This window comes from Paenibacillus sp. QJM3NY_38 (assembly GCF_056173265.1).
Window position 1 is genome coordinate 5,440,869 of record NZ_CM149665.1, and the last position, 18,116, is coordinate 5,458,984.

Below are 18,116 nucleotides of genomic sequence, written 5' to 3' on the forward strand. Positions count from 1 at the left end.
TTCACATCGTATTTGTTCTTTCCACTTGATAATATTTGCGATGGCATTTGTTTCACCGCCTAAATAGATATCTTCTATGGTCATTGACCAAAATTTGGGCTTGTGATCTCTTTCGTTATGCGGAAGAGGATTTGTTATTTTACCCACCTTGGTTACTGACTCTCGATTTTTCTTGAACGCTGGAAACACATAAGGCACAGAAGGTATCTTCTGTGCCTTGATTCAAATATGAAGAAGATCTACTTTTTTTTAATATATTCCTCTTGGTTTTTTAATTCCATGTAACGAATAATCAGCTTATCCAACGACTGTGAAATTGCGACAACATCTTGATGCACCAATTCGAAACTGCTGGCCACTCGCTCAAGTTCTCTTCGGAGAAGTTCGAGTTTTTTCGATACTTGTTTGAGTTCACTCTCGATAGAAATCACCTTGTTCACCCACCCCCGTCGTAACAAGTGATTGATGACAGTTGCCACAGTTATCGATAACGCGAATCAGTATATATAACTTACTTATCATTATAAATTTCGACGGTAACAAAAAAAATACCCATAATTGGGTAATCTTTATTTTAAGACAAGTTTTATGACGGTTATGTAAATTTTTTAAGAAATGCTCCTTTGTGGTTGACTCTCGTTTTTGCATAGATCTTTTTAATAAAAGTACGAACCGTGCTTTGGCTAATACCATAAATATCAGCAATTTCAGGGACATTTTTATTCTCAAGCCACCCATAGGCTATTTCTTTCTCGCGATTCGTTAATTCATATTGGTGAAAGTGAGAATAGATCAGCTCCCTTTGCAGAACGGGATCCTTTTGAGGTAATTTTTCTTCAATATTCTTGGCCAGGTGTTCAATGAGCGGTATGGCAAATGTAACTTCGTGCAAATAATGAAAACTAAGACCAAGGTAGCCTATGATCACATTTTTTATTCGAAGGGGAGTACAAACACACGCCAATTCTGAAAACACGCGATTACAATGCTCGGCCCCAATTACGACAGAAAGCGCTTGTTGTTCCATAGATAATGAAATAGCGTTGCTTCCTGCGTCTTTCATTGCCAACGAGGTCCCATTTTTTATATTATTCCTCTCGAGGAAACTTCTTAAAGAACCTGTTCCGCAATAATCGATAACGGCACCATCCGTATCTGTTATAACAAATAAATAAGGTATGGACAGCAAATTGTTCATATTCCTGGTTTCCTCTTGCAGCAAATAAAGAATTTCTTTCCGTTCAATCAACCTTTGTTTTATTTCAGTCATACTGAGGATATTAGGAAAATGATTGTTTACTTCTACCAGTGTTCTTTGACCCATTATTTCCCTTCTTCCCTTGTAAGAATAAGCGTTAAATAATGAAATCGATCTACTATTCATCGCTGCTGCATTCGACAGCTCACAGCAAAAAATAAAAAAAACCATCCATTATGAACCATAGCAAAATAGGACGGAGGCTTCCGTCGTATTCGGCAGCTGGCTGGCATCGCGGTCTGAAGCAAGATCCACATTAGCCCCTGTAGCTTTGCGTCGCCGCTTTTCAGCGGGTTTGCTATTGTCGTACGAAGAGTATGAATTTGTCGAATATCCAAACATGTTATGACTTATTCAAACTATAACTTACATTGTTTTTCATTTAATATAGGTCGTACGACCCAAATTTCCATATTTTTGTTATATTTGTCAATCACTCTTACACGTATACATAATCACTTTTTGCGCCAAGCGGGTTGATAGACCGATTTCGGGGGAGGGAACTGGTGAATCCAGTTAATGATCCGGGTCGATATCCACTGGCATACAACTGCAAGGATAATAATTTTCCAATCGATCGCATAGGCAGCGAAAGCGAATATGATTCCATTCATCCAGAACAATGAGGTGCCCGGGTTGATTCTTTTATACTTATAAATGGCTAAGGCAACATAACCGATTCCCCCATTCGATACCCTCTGCTTTATGAGGATGGCGACACCTGTTCCGAGAATAACCGAGCCGAATAGAAGATCGATCCATACGTTGCCGAACGGGGGTTCTAGGAACACCTCGAAGAAATTAACGGAAACGGACGTCACTGTTATAACAAATATGGTCCCGAAGGCACTGACACCATCAAGATAAGGGACTGTAAAGGCAAGGAAAATAAAATTAGCGAGCCACAGTCCGAGACTCATCGGGATCTCGAACGCATGGTTCAGAAGCACCGCGATTCCAGCTCCTCCCCCCGAAGGAATGGCGTGAGGAAACAAGAACATGGCCATAGCAAAACCTTGAATGATGGAGCCGGCGGTAATGTAGAAAAGTTTCTTGGAAGCATGACGATAGAAAAAGGGGCTCTTCCGCCCGGGTAGGATCTGTAAGTTCACACGGAATCATCCTTCATAGATTAGAGTAACAAGCTAGTCCTGCTTTTTTAAGTGTATGCTTGTTCTCTGGAGGGGATACCGGGATAGAACTTTTTAACGAAAATATGTATAGGCTGACTCTGGAGATATCCATAGGCAGCCCTCTAGTATTTAACATTCTCTTGTGGTTTGGTCTATGTTTAAATTACGTAACAAAATCCATCGGTTTGTTTCTCTCTCACCCCGAGTTCAAACGTATCTTGACGAAGACCCCGGCGCATCGTTTCAAGGGAAAGCACTTCGGTGGGTTGGATATTTCCCAAATGTACGTGAGATCCAAATTTGCGGAGAAGCATCGCTTGCTGCTGCTTAAGAGGTGCCTCCCAAATCAGCTTTCTTGCATCCGACACGTTGTCGATGATATTATTTATCATTTCTTCCTGACACTCGCCATGCTTATCGTAAATACCGATGCCTAGTCCAGACTCGCGCGCTTCAACGATGATAAACTCCGCGCCTACGTCTAAATCCGCTTCCATTGTATACGCTAGCATTTCGGCGTCGATGTGGGAACCGGATTGTTTTTTACCATACTCCGTATAAACCCGAAGTCCGCGTTGTTTACCTTCCCGAATGAGTTCCGTTCGTTTTTTTCGAGACATCTCAATCGTGCCGTCAGATACTTCTATAGCGTTAAATCCAAGACGGCAAACGGTATTAAAAAATGCGGGGACGACATCTTGCTGCACGGCTGTCTCAAGCAAGGTCCCGCCGGGCATGACCGTGATTCCATGTTGTTTGGCTAGATTGATCTTGTATAGCAGCATTTCCGTTTTATACAGCGGAGCCGTCCCAAAACCGAATTTGACACAATCGATGTAATCCGAGGCTGTTTCGATCACATCTGAGAACATGTTTCTACCCAGGCCTTTATCAATTACCATCGTCATCCCGCGTTCCATGACCCCGTAGGTGTCGTGGTCTTTTTTGCCGTGTTCGGGATTTTCGCGCAGCCCGCTCGGATCACATATCTCCATGGGCCAAACTGTTCGCAGGGAACTGTTCATTCTAGGATCTCCTCAATTCTTTTTGATTTAGTCGTTTAATCCAATGACATTGGCATAATATGCTCATACCCATTGACAGGTGCCCATCTTTTGTCATAGGGATTTGTCCGGTCATCCGATCTGCCGCGGCGGCTTAATCAAAAAGAACACCAAACCTAGAGTAACCAAAGATAGTGAAGACACGGTTATAAAAACAACCTGATCCGATTTATCCATCATCCATCCGAACAAGGGCGGCCCTGCTGCAACTCCCAAAAATCGCAAGCTATTGTAAAGGGACGTAATCATCCCTCGCTCACTTTTCTCAACAGCACCGGTGATCATCGTATTCAAGCAAGGAAGAAGCATTCCGGTTCCGATACAGCTGACTGTCAGCAGCCCGATAAACACGTAAATGTTCTTAAAAAAGAAAAGTGTAGCTGCCAGAGACAGGGTCATGGCAATCAGCCCGATATTCATCAGCCAACGAATCAACAGGCCATTCTTCTTGATCAAGCTTCCCGTCGTATAGGAAGTGATAACCATCCCAAGCAATGGAATGGCCAAAATCAAGCCCTTCACGACCCCGTCAATGTTATAAGGCTTGTCTTCAAGAATGTTGGATAGATAAAACAGTATGCCAAACAAAATGAATAGCCCCAGCGAACCGGCAAAAAAAGCAGTGATGAGCCAGCGGCCTTTTTCTTTAAAGATGTCCCCGATTTTTCCGAGGTACTTCCTTAGTTCTTGCTTTGAATGTTGTTTTGATTCCTTGATCATAAAAATGACGGCCAGCAACGATAGTGCACAGAACACGGGAAATGCAAAGAAGGAAGCATACCATACGATCAGCATAAGCAAGGAGCCGATGATCGGGCTGAGTACCTTGCCGGCGCCATTGGAGGCTTCGATTAAGCCCAGTGCCTTGCTCTCTGTCCCGCCATCGTATAAATCGCCGACGAGCGCCATGGCAATCGGTGCTGTTCCGGCAGCCGCTAGCCCCTGAATCGCCCTCGCTGTAATAATCACCCCAAAAGAGTTCCAAATGGCACCGAATCCTGCCAGAATACCGGCACCTCCATATATGATCAGGGCGGGTATAATAATAACTTTGCGTCCAAATCGATCGGACAAATAACCAATAATCGGAATAAACAAGCCTGCTGCCAAGGAGAAAATCGTGATGATCAAGCTGCTTTGGAATTTACTGATACCCAGTTCCCTTTGCATTTCAGGAAGCCCCGGAACTAGCATGGAATTGCCAAAAACGAGCACGATCGGGATCGTTGCCAGTGCGATAAATTCCCACACTTGACCCTTTGAGCCGGTAGAAGTTTTTGATTTTCCGGCGGATTCGCTGTCTTGTGTCTCCTCGGAGTCGGTCTGCAGGTCGATATCGCTATGAAAGCTGATATTCAGTTTTCGCTTTTTGGTCTTCTCCATGGTATCGCTCCTCGGACTTGAAGTTCGTGTAGAACAGAACATTTTCTTTATTTCCATGCTTCCTAATTATCACCACATCCGGATTTAATATTCCATCACTGCTGCTGAATCCATCAGAGGATTTGAGCACTCCTTGGGTTTGGGCAAATATACTGTTACTAAAATAGCCCATTATGCCGGGTAAAAGGGGATACGACATGCCAATACAGATTATTCAAGGACACCATCACACCTTGGACGCATCACACATCAATATTGTAATTGATGTTATAAGGGCTTTTACCGTAGCGCACTACGCCTTTATCCATGGGGTTCAGGGTATCATTCTGGCAGGAACTCTGGACGATGCCTTGCGTCTAAAGAAAATCTATCCTGACTTTTTATTGGCGGGAGAGATACAGGGTCTGCCGATTCCGGGGTTTGAGCTGGATAATTCGCCTGCGCGTTTACATGACTTCGATCTTCGGGAGAAATTTCTGATCCAAAAGACAACCAATGGAGTTACAGCCACCCTAAACGCATTGAGCACCGAGCATCTATTCGTTACCGGGTTCACAAATGCAAGAACAACCGCAGAGTTTATAAAGAGGAACTTATTAAAAGACGATGACATGATGATTAATGTAATTGCTTCGCATCCGTCAGGGGATGATGATCTGGCCTGCGCACAATATATATCGGAAATTCTCCAAGGCACTAATCGTATATCTGCCGAACAAACCATTGAGCGAATTCGAAAGTCAGAAGCGGCCGGGAAATTTTACGATATTGAAAGACCGGAATTTTTACAGGAGGATATTTCGTTTTGCATCCAAGAGATCCCTTCCGATTTTGTAATGAAAGTGAATCTGAACAAAAACCATCCGTTGATTGAAAGGTTCCAGGTGGGGGCTTCAATCACTGATTATGATGGGTACTGCCTGTGAGTTTCTGATTCGTCATCATAAGGGTATAATTTACATTGATAAAAGAACGAATGTTCGCATATAATACAAACAAACGTTCCCGTCAATGAGGTGGTTAATGATGTTGAGTATTGGGTTGAAACCAGATGAGACCCAACTGGTGAAGGATTATATTTTATTACCCCTTTTACTTGATGTGTTAGAGCATGACCGTTCGATTCTATGCAGAGCAGATTTAAAGACCCCGGAGCTAACGAATGCGATGATCGACCATTTGCAGGCAGCCGCATTATCCGATTTAGCCCAGGCTCGCAGAAAAATGCGCGAATACGCCATTAAGGTGTACGAGGATCGAAAAACAAAGCTTGGCATTGAGGTTGAATTCATCTGCAGAGGGTATCATCACAAGCTGTCCATACTGTGGGGGCTAATTGAGGCAGAGATCGAGCAGAGATCGTACACCTACCTGGGGCTAATAATCGCAGATAAGGGGAGTACGCTGTGAAATCATCTAACCGAGTAATCATGTTAGGGGATTGCCAGTCCTTTTATGCATCTGTTGAGAAAGCAGACCACCCCGAGTATCAAAACCGCCCGTTGGTCGTTGCAGGGGATCCGGAAAGACGTTCAGGCATCGTGTTGGCTGCTTGTCCGCTCGCTAAAGCAAAAGGAATAACGACAGCAGAGCGATTAGGAGAGGCACTATCCAAGTGTCCCGACCTTGTCGTCATCAAACCCAGAATGCAGAAGTATATTGACGTCTCGATGCAAATCACGGAGATATACAAGAGTTATACCGATTTAGTTGAGCCTTACAGTATCGACGAGCAATTTTTAGACGTTACCGGTTCGCTGCATCTGTTCGGCACACCGGATGAGTTAGCCAGAACCATTCAGCGTCATATCATGGATGCCACGGGTGTGTACGCTCGCTTCGGCATCGGCGAAACCAAAATCCTGGCTAAAACCGCCTGTGATAACTATGCCAAGAAAAATCCGTCCGGCATCTACACGTTGTCCAAGGACTCGCTTCCGGATACCCTGTGGAAACTGCCCGTCAGCTGCATGTTTATGGCCGGCAGCAAGATGACCCGCCACTTTAACGTCATGGGGCTGCCCACGATCGGCAGCGTGGCTCAGACGCCTCTTGCTAAATTGAAGCAGATGATGCGCCGTAAATTCGGTAAAAATTCCGATATTTCAGCCGAGATGTACTGGCGAATTGCCAACGGAATCGATGATAGCCCGGTAAGGCCAGGCACGCACCAGGTTGACCCTAAATCGGTTGGACACATGATGACCCTCCCTCGCGATTATACCAAGCTGGAAGAAATCAAGGTCGTACTATTGGGTATCTATATAAAAACATGTGTGCATAAAGGGTCTAATCTTTTAATTCTTTGGAGGAATAATATTTTTCAAGTTGTTTGATATAGAGCACAAATAAAAAATGAGCATAATTCTATCTATTTATGCTCATTTTTAGTCGAATGAAGGACGTGTTCTATTGACAAACATAGATGGTCGGAGTTTGATTCTATGACATACGCGTCCTTGGATTAAAAGAAGGAGGGATATGTGTTGAAATCATCTAAACGTGTGGTCATGCTCGTTGACTGCCAATCCTTTTATGCGAGTGTAGAAAAGGCCAAACATCCTGAGTACAAGGATCGGCCTTTGGTGGTTGCTGGGGATCCGGAACGTCGTTCAGGAATTGTGCTGGCAGCTTGCCCTATTGCCAAGTCAAAGGGGATTACTACCGCAGAGCGCCTTGGGGAGGCAGTGGCAAAATGCCCGGATCTTGTTGTTATTAAGCCGAGGATGCAACGATACATCGATGTGTCTATGCTGATCACGGACATTTACAAGAGCTACACAGATCTGGTCGAGCCGTACAGCATTGACGAACAATTTCTAGATGTGACCGGCTCGATGCATCTGTTTGCGGATACACCAAAAGAAATGGCCCGGATCATTCAGGCTCATGTACAAGCTGCGACAGGCGTTTATACTCGCTTCGGGATTGCCGAAACCAAAATCCTTGCAAAGACTGCATGTGACAATTACGCCAAAAAGAATCCATCCGGCATATATACCCTCACCAAAGAGATGCTGCCCGAGACGTTGTGGAAACGTCCCGTCAGCGACATGTTTATGGCCGGCAGTCGTATGACCCGACATTTCAATGCTATGGGACTCCTGAATATTGGAAGTGTAGCTCAGACACCTCTTGTAAAGCTGAAGCAGATGATGCGGCGGAAGTTTGGCAAGAACTCCGACATCCAGGCGGAAATGTATTGGCGCATCGCAAACGGAATCGACGATAGCCCAGTGCGATCAGGCACACACCAGGTTGCACCAAAGTCAGTAGGCCATATGATGACCCTCCCTTTTGATTATCGGGAGTTTGACCACATCTTAACTCCATTGCTCGAGCTAACAGAGTTGGTCTGTCAGCGCTGCCGGGCACTAGGGTTCATGGGGCATGTTGTGTCGGTGGGGTGTATGGGAGCTGACTTCGATCGGCCAACGGGATTTTCAAGACAAATGAAGATGGAGGATCCATCCAACATCACCAATCAGGTTTATCATTGGGCACGCCGATTGCTTGAAACTTATTGGGATGGCTTACCGATCCGGCGGATAGGCGTTAGTTTGACTCAGCTCACCCCCGACAATGAATATCAGTTATCGCTGTTTGATACTGACCGGGAGAGACAGATGGCACTTGAACGGACAACCGACGCATTAAAACTCAAATACGGTAATGCAATTGTAATCCGAGCAGTCTCAAAAACAGCAGCGGGCCAAGCGCTCGATCGATCAGCTAAGATAGGAGGACACTATAAATGACAATACGCAAAAAGCTGGAGGGTAATGGGCTGTGGGAGTCTAGTCGCATGATGCTTCCTGAACATAAAGAAACAATCATTCGCCGGCAATTAGAAGAGGGCAGGGAGGCTCGGCCCACGCTTGATCCCCAAGAAATGGAGTTAATCGAGAAGGCGTTGGCCGAATCTTTTCATGAGCACCGCACTGTTACAGTAAGGATGTTTGTTGAGTATGAAGAAAGGGAGTTAACCGGTATTGTCGTACTAATCCATACGTTCAGACGAGAGATCAAACTGTCTATCTCTGAGGGTGAATGGAATTGGATAAAAGTAGATGATATTACTTCTGCAAGCACATTTTGAAAAAGGAACGCTTATCGGCATATAGCTGATAGCGTTTCTTTTTATATTGATTAAAAGATTCCAAAAAAAATTAGGATTCTGCTAACTTATTAATCTATTTAGCGTTTATATATATGAAGGCCTAAAAATTGGGAAAAGAGGTTGATTAATCATGAAAAGTAAATTTAAAATTTCTTTGGTATCATGTATTATTTTATCTGCAATGTTAACTGGTTCTGCTTTTGCTGATCCAACAATCTCTTCCGAAGATGCCTCTCTAAGCCAATCCTCTACTGGGAGCAACGTTAGCGAGGAAAGTAATTCAGGCGGAGATTTTGAAACGCAAGTTTTTCAAGAATATGGACCTTTCGGTGGCCTATACCAATATAGCGGTGCTATACATGGAGCTTTAGTAAAACCTAACTCTAACCATAGTATGGAGATCAGAAACCTTAGAGTTTATGGTGTTAATTCAGGAAACCCAGCATATTTCACTCTGCGTGTAGCTGATGTAGATGGAAATACAATATATTCAAAAACCTACATGACAGACCAAGACCTCAGAAATAAACCGCCGATTTTGGTACCGGTTGTTAGCTATAAGAATTATCAAGTTATTATAGAATCACACACTAACAACCTTATGCAGGGGGGCTTCTATCTCGGCGTCGACGGGAACGTGTCACAGTTTTAAAAAAATACTCAGTATATTAAAAAAGAACTGCAACCCGTGAGGCTGCAGTTCTTTTTTTATTCTTTAACTTGCTTTGTTATGGTTTCTGCAATTGTAATCATTTCATCTACGTTTAGTGTGAAGCTACTCATTTCAAAATAAACATCGCCCTTAACCCATCTAAGAACCCATCCGCGTTGTTTGCTTTTCCAGGGGTAAAAAGAATAGGTAGTATTATTGATTACCGTTTGTTCTGACTGAGCTACAGGGACCATTGATCTTCGATTTTCTTCAAATATGGTCATAATTAAATCATTATCATCAGAGTCAAAATAAGCTAATAAAATGCTGTTTTCAAATTTTTTTGTTTCAAGTCTCCAACTCTTAGGCACTTCAGGATGTATTGGTTTTTTTATTCTTAATGGTGCATCATAGCCATAACCAACCTCAGGCTTCTTATCGTGAACAGGTTCAGCATGGACAACAGGATGAACTGTGAAAGCAAGCAAAATACAAATCAAAAGCTTCTTCATAATACCTCCGAAAAAGTTAAGTTTATCTTTAGTATTACAATTAAAGCTTTTTTTATGTGGAGGGATTTTAAGTATCACTATACTTTGGCAAGTAATTGTCGGCATTCTCTAACCGTAATAGCCTTTTGTTTTCAGAGAGATGGATTTGGAATTAGAACGCAGCACTTTACCACTCTTTTTATTCACAACAAATTATTTTAGTTCATCTTTGTCCGAGCTATATGAGAGTTCCTTAAAGCTTAGTTGTTCAGCTAAGGATTAATCCGATTTTTTTACTCAAATCGAGACGCAAGCCTAGCGCATCTTCCCACCATCAATTATCAAATAGCTCTGGATACATTTTTACAATATCAGCATTTAAGGCACGATCTTCTGATTTTTTATTTTTAGTGATGGATATGATTTTTTCTAGTGCCTCTTCATCCTGGAAGGTTTTATAAGTACTTTTAACAGCAACTTCAAGGTACTGTTGTCTGAGTAATTTAATTTCGTTCTCAAGCATTTTAATCTGCTTTTCCTTTATAGACAAGTTAGCGGCTAAGTCTTGATTTTGCTTGAGGATTGTATCTGACTCCTTCGCTTTTTGATGCAAAGCATTTAGCATCTGATTGAAATGAGATAACGCGCTAATCAAGCCTGATTTATTATTCCAGTATGTTTCGACAAGTTCCACAACATTAGGTAAGGGAAGTGAAGTTTCAGTTTCTGTATTTTCCAGCTGCATGGGCTCGTTAATCATTGCGATTTGTTCGGACATTCTTCTTTTCCATACAAAGCGGTTTACCCCAGTCTCTCTTTCCAAAATAGAAGGGTTAATCTTCTTCCCAGGATTTTTTGATATATATTTTAACAAGATGTCTCTTAATTGCTTATCCGTATATTTTTGTGGCGCACCTTTTTTCATAATTCGTCCTCCAGCAAATAAGAATCGACCATCGCCTTTTGATCCATCAATCTTCGCAGTTCATTACTCGCTGAGGATAGCCTTTCTTGACTAGTATGCTGATATGTCAACGTAGCACAATCGTAATTTGTGGATTTTGTGACATATCGTATGAGTTCCAATTGTTCCTTTAATCTGCTTTCAAGAGCATCAGAACAATCTTTCAACCAGGCTAATCCCTTTTGTTTGTCTTCTGGTGAGAAAAAATAAAATTCACAAAACCGGCAATCCCCAACCTGACAGCGAGATGGGTGATCCGTACAAAAGCCATGTTCCACTTTGTGCGTCTCTTGGAAATCACTTATTTGATAAATTCTACTTTTAGCAATTATGCCCTGAGTCGCAACATCCCAATTTGATCTCCATAAGTTCACACGTTTCATTCGAAGCATCTGCGCCGCGTGATGGACAAAAGATTGAGCGAAGTGATCCAAATGTTTATGATAATGTAATTGGGTTTCTAATTGACTATGTCCACCCATGCGAGCAATAGTTAACATATTAAACCCTTGCAACATCATATTGCAGAAGGCAAAATGTCTGGTATCGCCAGGCTTTATTCTTTCCAAGTCGCCATACTTCGCAGTAACGATTTCATCATAAAATCGATCAATCATATTAATAAATTGGGAAGCTCCTATCTTTTCTCGCGTTATTTCCTTTGATTTTAATTTAACGTACTTTCGATAAGCTTTATACGATATCAAGTAGGAAGATTCAGTTGCATAAGCTAATGTAAGTCGTTTATAGTCCTCAATTAATTCGAACACTTCCCGATTCACTTGGATAGTATCCGTGACCGCTAGCTTTCCTGGACGGCTGGATAAATTCTTTCTTCGAGGTACAATCATCCAATATCTATCCTCATCATCCTTCATTGTGCAGTCCCTGCTTAAAGAGTAAAATTCGACGGGGCGCATGGGAATAATCCGAGTAATCCTCCACCATAAAAAAATCGGATAATATTGCAATTTTTCTTCGTCTGAAGTACATGTTATAAAATAGTCATCCAAAGCAACATCGAAAAGCAAGATATCATGAAAATTAGGTAATTCACGTACATTGGAGACTTTCGCATTATAATTAGCACATAAGTCGCAATACAACTCAGTATGAGGATGATTATAAAAAATCAGAAACTCCTTTATACTGGTAGCCATGGCAAACTGTTTATGGTCTCCGAAATGATTTAACGTATCTTCTAAATGTTTGAGATGGTCTAATCGAAAACCTCGGGTAATTCGTATAGCCTCTTTTATTTGTCCTATATTTTGGCGAACGGTTTGCGTAGTAATGCCGTTATACATTTTTTGGACAGAATAGCATTTCAAAGCTTGATTGATTTCACCATAGATTTCACAATCAAACTGAAAAAGAAAATTACTGGATTCCCCTTTAGCCGACCACAAGAAGTCTTCAAAATCGCCTGTTACAATAAGCCCTTTGCGTTCCAATTCTCTGAACATATCCTTGTAATCGTGAAGTTCTTCTAAACTAAAGGTGACAGACTCAATACTTTCTAAAATTTGTCTATCGCTTAATTCCTCTAGGGTTCTTCTTCTGTGTAATGCAGCGTGGAATTTAGCCATTAAACTTCCTCACTAATTAAATTTTGAATAGCAATCATCTTTTCCTTTAAATTGTTAAGATCGATAAAAGTCTGAACATAGGTTTTGCCGAATTGCTGTATCGCCTGACTTAAAAGATCTAGAATTTGAAACAAAAACTTGCGGTCCCTGACCCGAACGGCAGGATACTTGGTATTTTTAATCGATACGATCAATCGATCAAGTTCATGATGAATAGAAATTAGAATATATATCTTCGGTATTGCGTTCTCACAATGTAAGCAAGTCGTTGCCGTTGGTGAAGTGCAACTTGGGAAGGTCAAGCATTGAACATGCTGCAGTTTGGCTGGCATCTCACCTTTATAGATTTTATGCAACAAAGTCATCAGCTCTGTTTCAGTAAGATTCGATAGTTGCAAAGCCAATGAATGTTTACTTTGTTGCTGGCGTACTAAGAATTGGCCAAGTTGTTCCAATTGATAAGGAGAAAGTTCTTTTCGAAACTGTTCGATCAGTGCGGTACTTTGCTCTACCTCTAACTGAGGCGCGTTTGGCATAGATAGACGAATGAGATGATGGTACAGCCATCCAAAGTGCCCTCGGTTAAACAAGTTTAAACTTACCCGTTCAATTGAACCATCTTTGTTTACTGCTTGAATATAGGTTGCAGTCGAGTTTTTATCGGTATGCCCCCTCATTCGTTGAGACAGTTCGTACGCGATATCCGCACTTCCTTTCCCCTCTACGACACTATAAAAGAAATAGGTCAAGAGAGTTCTATTCATTTTTCGACTTTGGAAATCAACAAGATCCGGCCGCTTATCGAAAAATAATCGGATATACGTTTCTTTTTCAAAGTGGACGAATCTTCTTTGGCCCAGTCTGAGTAGTTGTTGATCTCCTTGCATTCTACGATGGATTTCTGTGATCACAAGAACGGTAGCCGTGGGAACAATCATGTCCTGATTAACGAGGAAATGCCCCAGGGCACCAGTTTTGCTAATATACATTCGTTCTACCCGTTTATACAGATGGTTGATGACAGCTTGCGCTTGCTCCTTTGACAGTTTCGTTTCCCTTAGTTGATCAAAAGTCTGTAAATTGCAGACCTCCAGCTCAATATTCGGCAGCTTAATAATGTCTGATGGTCTCCACGCATCAATGACATGCATTAAGACATATAACCATGTTACAGCGTAATCCCTACTTTGGATGGCCTGCTCAATGTGAAGGTCGACATCCCTAACATAACTGTAATAAGCTAAAAATTGTTCCGGACTGTACATCTCTCTTTCTTCTATAGGAAGGGAAGTGATAGCATAACTTTTCGAGAATGAACATAGCCCTTTACCTGTGCAATATTCCAAAAAATAAATGAAAGTGCTTTTATCCCGAATTCCCATTCCAGGATTTCGAAAGATAGTTTCTAATTGTTCTGCATTCATCAAGAATACTTCAGTCTTTAGTAGACGGAATAAACGCTTTAATGTGCTGATATACTCCAGAGCCTTATTGTGGATTGTTTTGCTGTTACCGTGGCTGCTATTAATTTTTAAGATAACAAATTCACGATAGAGATCTACTGTTTTTTGCAACGTATCAGGCACTTCCAGTTCAGCCAACCTGTATTCAAATAAATCAATTGGTCCCGATAGTTCCGCTAATTCTTGTTTTCTATTTCTTTCCTTTTCAATATGTTTAATGGACTCATCAGAAGGTACCATCCACTCATTGTTATGTTTTATACCTCCAGGAATTACTCCCTCCCGAATCAACTCTGATACCCATTTTTTACTAACACCCAAACTTGCGGCAATATCAGTAGGAGGTACATAATCACTTAAAAAAGATTGCGATTCCTTAAACTGATTTATGGACTCAATAGGAATAATCCATCCCGCGTGATGATAGGGAATTTTTTGTTTTTTTGCACCCGTGAATGCACCTTCATTAGCTAATGAGCTAATATTTGCTTTACTCAGTGATAATACTTGTGCAGCTTGATCCGCGGAAAGATATCCTTCAGGTGGTGAAATCGATAATAAATATTCGTCCACACATTCTATTCGAATGTAACGAACACCATTGATGACTTCGACACCCGATAAAATGTTTCTTAATACTAATTTTCTGATCCATGATTCACTTACGGATAAATATTCAGCTGCTTCCGGGAAGGAGAGGAATCCTTCGGGAGAAGAGGACGACTGAATATATTCCTGCACAGACATGGAAGGCACTATCCAAGAACCTCTATGTTTCTTTGCCCCAGCAAATGTTCCTCTCTTAATAAGTCTGCCAACCCAAAGCTCGGAAAGATTAAGTCGTTCAGCGATCTCGGCAATAGTCAAATATTCATCGGGCATGTTTAATAATGCCTTGTAATCCTCCACAGACTTCAGAGGGATTTGCCACGAACCCAATACTTTTATTGCTCCTGTAAACGCGCCGTTTTTCACCAAGCGTAGTAGGCTTCTATAGCCTATTCCTAATTTTTCTGCAGTTTCAGCAGGACTTAAATAAGACATGTTTCTTCTACTCCAATAATCAATTTTTTATTAATTTTGGTAGGTAATCTTTATATAAATGTTGCATCCGGTTCTCAAGTTTCTTTCTCATTCGTTCCGTGTTTCCTTGATACACAAGAGATGATGCAAGATTGGAGTCTCCTCTTGGCAAAGCAATATCGTATGGATTATCAGCTTCTTCGGCTAGGAGATTTGTAAATATGCCTCTGCCTAGATGAGTGGACCATTTATATTCTTCCAGTTTGACTGCATAAATCAGATCATCTGGATTAGACGATTTCCTCAGTTGCTTCAAAAATTCTTTTTTTAATTTACTGAAGTAGGCCCTGTAACTTTGTCCTGACATGGCTTTCCCATCCCGATTTACAAATAACGCATCAGATCCATCCATAGGAGGATAATTTTCAATGTGATTACGATACAGCATCTGCAACCAATCTTGAATTGGGAATACGATTTGTCTTCTTGGTTTTTTTACACCACTTGAACCAGCACTATCTTTAATATCCATTCGCAAGGTTTTTTGTTCTAGGCGAACTACTAAACCGAATTCTCCATAAGAGCCGATAGAATTTACATCGGATTTTCGAATGTTCACAAGCTCTCCTTGTCTAATTCCTCCGAAACACTGCATATAAATTCCCAAGGCAATGGGATTCGCGGTTTTCACAGCCAGCTCAATAAAAGGTAAAATATATTGTTCAGGCAAATCATGAGCTATATGGCCTTGCTTATTTCTCGGCATTATCACTCCTTTAAATGGGGAGACCGTATATTTTTGGTTTGATTTTCCGTACAGGAGCCTTTTTTTAAAGGAACTTTCGTTAACATGAACCAACAGTTTTTTCTTCGCCAAGAACTCAAAGAATAAGGTTAAGGTTCTTTCCGCCTTTCTAAGTGTCATTCTTGATTTGTCTTTTTTCGTTAGTTCGTTCAAATAGTCAGTTCCATGAGAAAAACGAAGTTCTTTTAAAGAAGAAAGCTTATATTTTTGCTGATTATCAATAAGTATGTAATTTAAAAAAGAGCAAAGGTAATTAGCATGGAGCCTTTGAGAATTATACGCTCTATATTTCCAGTAGTGAAAAATAAACTCTGTAAGAGGATGGATGCATAGTCTACCATTCATTTTGTTTTGCAAAACAATTACAGCATGCTTATTAAGGACAGGTTCGCTATCTCGATACCTTTTCCAAAACTCAATTCCAACACTTTGTACACTAAAACGTAACTCATCAATCTTTCTTGAAAAAGGCAAGATTGAACTATTCAGGCTCATTTAAACACCCCCACATCTAATTCAGTAAATAATTATGCTCATTCATGAATTCGAAATATTTAATATGTTACCATATCATTGTTATCGTGTTAAGCAATCAATAATGCTCATAAAGAAAAGGTCCTCAAATTAGTATAAAGCCTTGATAAATCAAGGTTTATGCTAATTATTAATGCACACAACAAAATATGCTCAAAATTTTATAGATACTGCTGGAGCTGACGGAGTTGGTTTGCCAGCGATGCCGCGGTCTTGGTTTTATGGGGCATGTGGTGTCGGTCGGTTGTATGGGGGCAGACTTTGACCGCCCTACGGGATTTAGCCGACAGATGAAGATGGAGGATCCATCGAATATTACGAATCAGGTTTACCGCTGGGCATGCCGGCTGCTTGAAACGTATTGGGACGGCCTGCCGATTCGGCGGGTCGGTATTAGCTTGTCACAGTTTTCCCCGGATACGGAATACCAATTGTCATTGTTTGATACCGGACGGGAGCGGTCGATGGCACTTGAACGGGTGACCGATGCCTTGAAAAATAAATACGGGAATTCGATTGTGATCCGAGCCGTATCCAAAACGGACGCAGGCCAAGCGCTGGATCGATCAGCCAAGATAGGAGGACACTATAAATGACAACACGAAAAAAGCTTGAGGGCAATGGTCTGTGGGAATCCAGTCGGATGATGCTGCCGGAACACAAAGAAACCATCATTCGCAGGCAGCTGGAAGAAGGCCGGAAAGGCCGGCCGACGCTGGATCCGCAAGAAATGGAATTAATCGAGGGGGCGCTCGCCGAGTCATTTCATGAACACCGTATGATTACCGTAAGGCTATTCGATGAATATGAGGACACGGAATTGACAGGAATTGTCGTGCTGATCCACACGTTTAGACGGGAGATCAAACTATCCATGGCCGAAGAGGAATCACGTTGGATTAAAATTGACGAGATCATTTCAGCAGGATCATGATTTATAAAGCTAAACCCAGAGTGAGATGAACACACATAAAATACCTCTGATTTCGATCAGAGGTATTTTATGTTATTGTACATTGGTTTAAACGCGATGCTTGCTCTCCTATATAAAAATCAGATCGAGAAAAGAATCGAGAAGATGGGTTGGCTGATCCAGTCCCTTTTCCGATTCCGTATGCTGGGCTGAATTCAATTCAACCAAGCCATGAATGAACGCATACATGATGGCGGTTGATTCGGTTGGGGATTTCCGAATGTTTTCTGCCTTTTCTAAACAATTTTCTACAAGCTTAAATATCTCAAAAGCAGAATGATAAAGATCAGGATACAACTCCTTATCCCATTGCTTTCGAAACATCAAGCGGTAATGCTCCTGATGGTTAATACCAAATTCAAAATACGTACACAAAATAGCATACATAAGTTTTCGCGAATCGTTTATGCTTTCCATTGTTTTTCGAATCGTGCTGGTCAGCATCTCAAAATTTTCAATCGCAACAGCCGCCAGCAAGTCTTCCTTATTTTTGAAATGTCTGTACATGGCACTGCGGGACAAGTTCATTTCTTTACCAAGCTCGCGCATGCTGACAGCATCAATGCCTTGTCGATCAATCATTTGTCTGGTGATATGAATCAGCTTTTGTTTGGTATCGTTCATAATATCCTCTTAAGATATGGATTGTAATTTCATGTCTTAA

The 18,116-nt window shown here is 41.5% G+C and carries 18 protein-coding genes, 1 pseudogene and 1 riboswitch; of the genes and pseudogenes, 8 read left to right on the forward strand and 11 right to left on the reverse strand.

The genetic code is table 11. The annotated features are described in order from the left end of the window. Positions 1–239: 239 nt before the first annotated feature. From AC0VZ8_RS25050 to AC0VZ8_RS25070, 5 genes are all read right to left on the reverse strand, one after another. Positions 240–431, reverse strand: a complete 192-nt coding sequence (locus AC0VZ8_RS25050) for a Spo0E family sporulation regulatory protein-aspartic acid phosphatase (RefSeq protein WP_071223335.1) — start codon at positions 429–431, stop codon at positions 240–242. A gap of 164 nt (positions 432–595) precedes the next feature. Continuing rightward, entirely contained in the window at positions 596–1,324 is a 729-nt protein-coding gene (locus AC0VZ8_RS25055; RefSeq protein ID WP_162487663.1) for a helix-turn-helix transcriptional regulator, read from the reverse strand. Positions 1,325–1,472: 148 nt separating this feature from the next. Continuing rightward, positions 1,473–1,568: riboswitch (cyclic di-GMP riboswitch) on the reverse strand. Positions 1,569–1,713: 145 nt separating this feature from the next. Next, complete coding sequence (locus AC0VZ8_RS25060; RefSeq protein WP_475487758.1) at positions 1,714–2,358, reverse strand: YitT family protein; 645 nt, start codon at positions 2,356–2,358, stop codon at positions 1,714–1,716. Positions 2,359–2,549: 191 nt separating this feature from the next. Next, positions 2,550–3,416 (reverse strand): phosphosulfolactate synthase, encoded by an 867-nt coding sequence (gene comA, locus AC0VZ8_RS25065; RefSeq protein WP_071223336.1) that lies wholly within the window; start codon positions 3,414–3,416, stop codon positions 2,550–2,552. Positions 3,417–3,527: 111 nt separating this feature from the next. Next, positions 3,528–4,838, reverse strand: a complete 1,311-nt coding sequence (locus AC0VZ8_RS25070; RefSeq protein ID WP_260068694.1) for an MFS transporter — start codon at positions 4,836–4,838, stop codon at positions 3,528–3,530. 197 nt (positions 4,839–5,035) lie between these two features. Between AC0VZ8_RS25070 and AC0VZ8_RS25075 the strand changes: the two genes are divergently transcribed. The 6 genes and pseudogenes from AC0VZ8_RS25075 to AC0VZ8_RS25100 all read left to right on the forward strand — a co-directional run bounded on the left by AC0VZ8_RS25075 (position 5,036) and on the right by AC0VZ8_RS25100 (position 9,610). Next, the gene (locus tag AC0VZ8_RS25075) at positions 5,036–5,764 is read left to right on the forward strand and encodes a 2-phosphosulfolactate phosphatase (protein WP_475484781.1); all 729 of its coding nucleotides are present in this window, start codon (positions 5,036–5,038) and stop codon (positions 5,762–5,764) included. Between the two features lie 97 nt (positions 5,765–5,861). Beyond that, positions 5,862–6,248: a YhjD family protein gene (locus tag AC0VZ8_RS25080; RefSeq protein ID WP_475484782.1), complete on the forward strand. Its 387-nt coding sequence runs from the start codon at positions 5,862–5,864 to the stop codon at positions 6,246–6,248. 20 nt (positions 6,249–6,268) lie between these two features. Then, positions 6,269–7,114 (forward strand): annotated as a pseudogene (locus AC0VZ8_RS25085) (DNA polymerase IV); the annotation flags it as partial. Positions 7,115–7,324: 210 nt separating this feature from the next. Further along, entirely contained in the window at positions 7,325–8,596 is a 1,272-nt protein-coding gene (locus tag AC0VZ8_RS25090) for a DNA polymerase IV (RefSeq protein ID WP_475484783.1), read from the forward strand. Then, on the forward strand, positions 8,593–8,937 hold the full coding sequence (locus AC0VZ8_RS25095) for a YolD-like family protein (protein ID WP_006212426.1): 345 nt from the start codon (positions 8,593–8,595) through the stop codon (positions 8,935–8,937). Before AC0VZ8_RS25090 ends, AC0VZ8_RS25095 begins: the two co-directional genes overlap by 4 nt. 151 nt (positions 8,938–9,088) lie before the next feature. Beyond that, the gene (locus tag AC0VZ8_RS25100) at positions 9,089–9,610 is read left to right on the forward strand and encodes a hypothetical protein (RefSeq protein ID WP_063477318.1); all 522 of its coding nucleotides are present in this window, start codon (positions 9,089–9,091) and stop codon (positions 9,608–9,610) included. 56 nt (positions 9,611–9,666) lie between these two features. Here AC0VZ8_RS25100 and AC0VZ8_RS25105 read toward each other — a convergent pair whose 3' ends face one another. The 5 genes from AC0VZ8_RS25105 to AC0VZ8_RS25125 all read right to left on the reverse strand — a co-directional run bounded on the left by AC0VZ8_RS25105 (position 9,667) and on the right by AC0VZ8_RS25125 (position 16,440). Continuing rightward, positions 9,667–10,122 carry a DUF4367 domain-containing protein gene (locus AC0VZ8_RS25105; protein WP_036642935.1) on the reverse strand — a complete coding sequence of 152 codons (456 nt, stop codon included), beginning with the start codon at positions 10,120–10,122 and terminating at the stop codon, positions 9,667–9,669. A gap of 313 nt (positions 10,123–10,435) precedes the next feature. After that, entirely contained in the window at positions 10,436–11,026 is a 591-nt protein-coding gene (locus AC0VZ8_RS25110; protein WP_475484784.1) for a hypothetical protein, read from the reverse strand. Beyond that, entirely contained in the window at positions 11,023–12,654 is a 1,632-nt protein-coding gene (locus tag AC0VZ8_RS25115) for a site-specific integrase (protein ID WP_063477316.1), read from the reverse strand. The genes AC0VZ8_RS25110 and AC0VZ8_RS25115 overlap by 4 nt, the downstream gene beginning before the upstream one ends. After that, positions 12,654–15,161 carry a helix-turn-helix domain-containing protein gene (locus AC0VZ8_RS25120; RefSeq protein WP_063477672.1) on the reverse strand — a complete coding sequence of 836 codons (2,508 nt, stop codon included), beginning with the start codon at positions 15,159–15,161 and terminating at the stop codon, positions 12,654–12,656. The genes AC0VZ8_RS25115 and AC0VZ8_RS25120 overlap by 1 nt, the downstream gene beginning before the upstream one ends. 19 nt (positions 15,162–15,180) lie before the next feature. After that, entirely contained in the window at positions 15,181–16,440 is a 1,260-nt protein-coding gene (locus AC0VZ8_RS25125; RefSeq protein WP_006212418.1) for a site-specific integrase, read from the reverse strand. Between the two features lie 227 nt (positions 16,441–16,667). Here AC0VZ8_RS25125 and AC0VZ8_RS25130 point away from each other — a divergent pair, with 227 nt between their 5' ends. Beyond that, the gene (locus tag AC0VZ8_RS25130; RefSeq protein WP_339219146.1) at positions 16,668–17,075 is read left to right on the forward strand and encodes a DinB/UmuC family translesion DNA polymerase; all 408 of its coding nucleotides are present in this window, start codon (positions 16,668–16,670) and stop codon (positions 17,073–17,075) included. Then, positions 17,072–17,413 (forward strand): YolD-like family protein, encoded by a 342-nt coding sequence (locus AC0VZ8_RS25135; RefSeq protein ID WP_127593246.1) that lies wholly within the window; start codon positions 17,072–17,074, stop codon positions 17,411–17,413. Before AC0VZ8_RS25130 ends, AC0VZ8_RS25135 begins: the two co-directional genes overlap by 4 nt. A gap of 108 nt (positions 17,414–17,521) precedes the next feature. Here the strand turns inward: AC0VZ8_RS25135 and AC0VZ8_RS25140 are convergent, their stop codons facing one another. Then, on the reverse strand, positions 17,522–18,076 hold the full coding sequence (locus AC0VZ8_RS25140; protein WP_475484785.1) for a TetR/AcrR family transcriptional regulator: 555 nt from the start codon (positions 18,074–18,076) through the stop codon (positions 17,522–17,524). Positions 18,077–18,116: the final 40 nt, after the last annotated feature.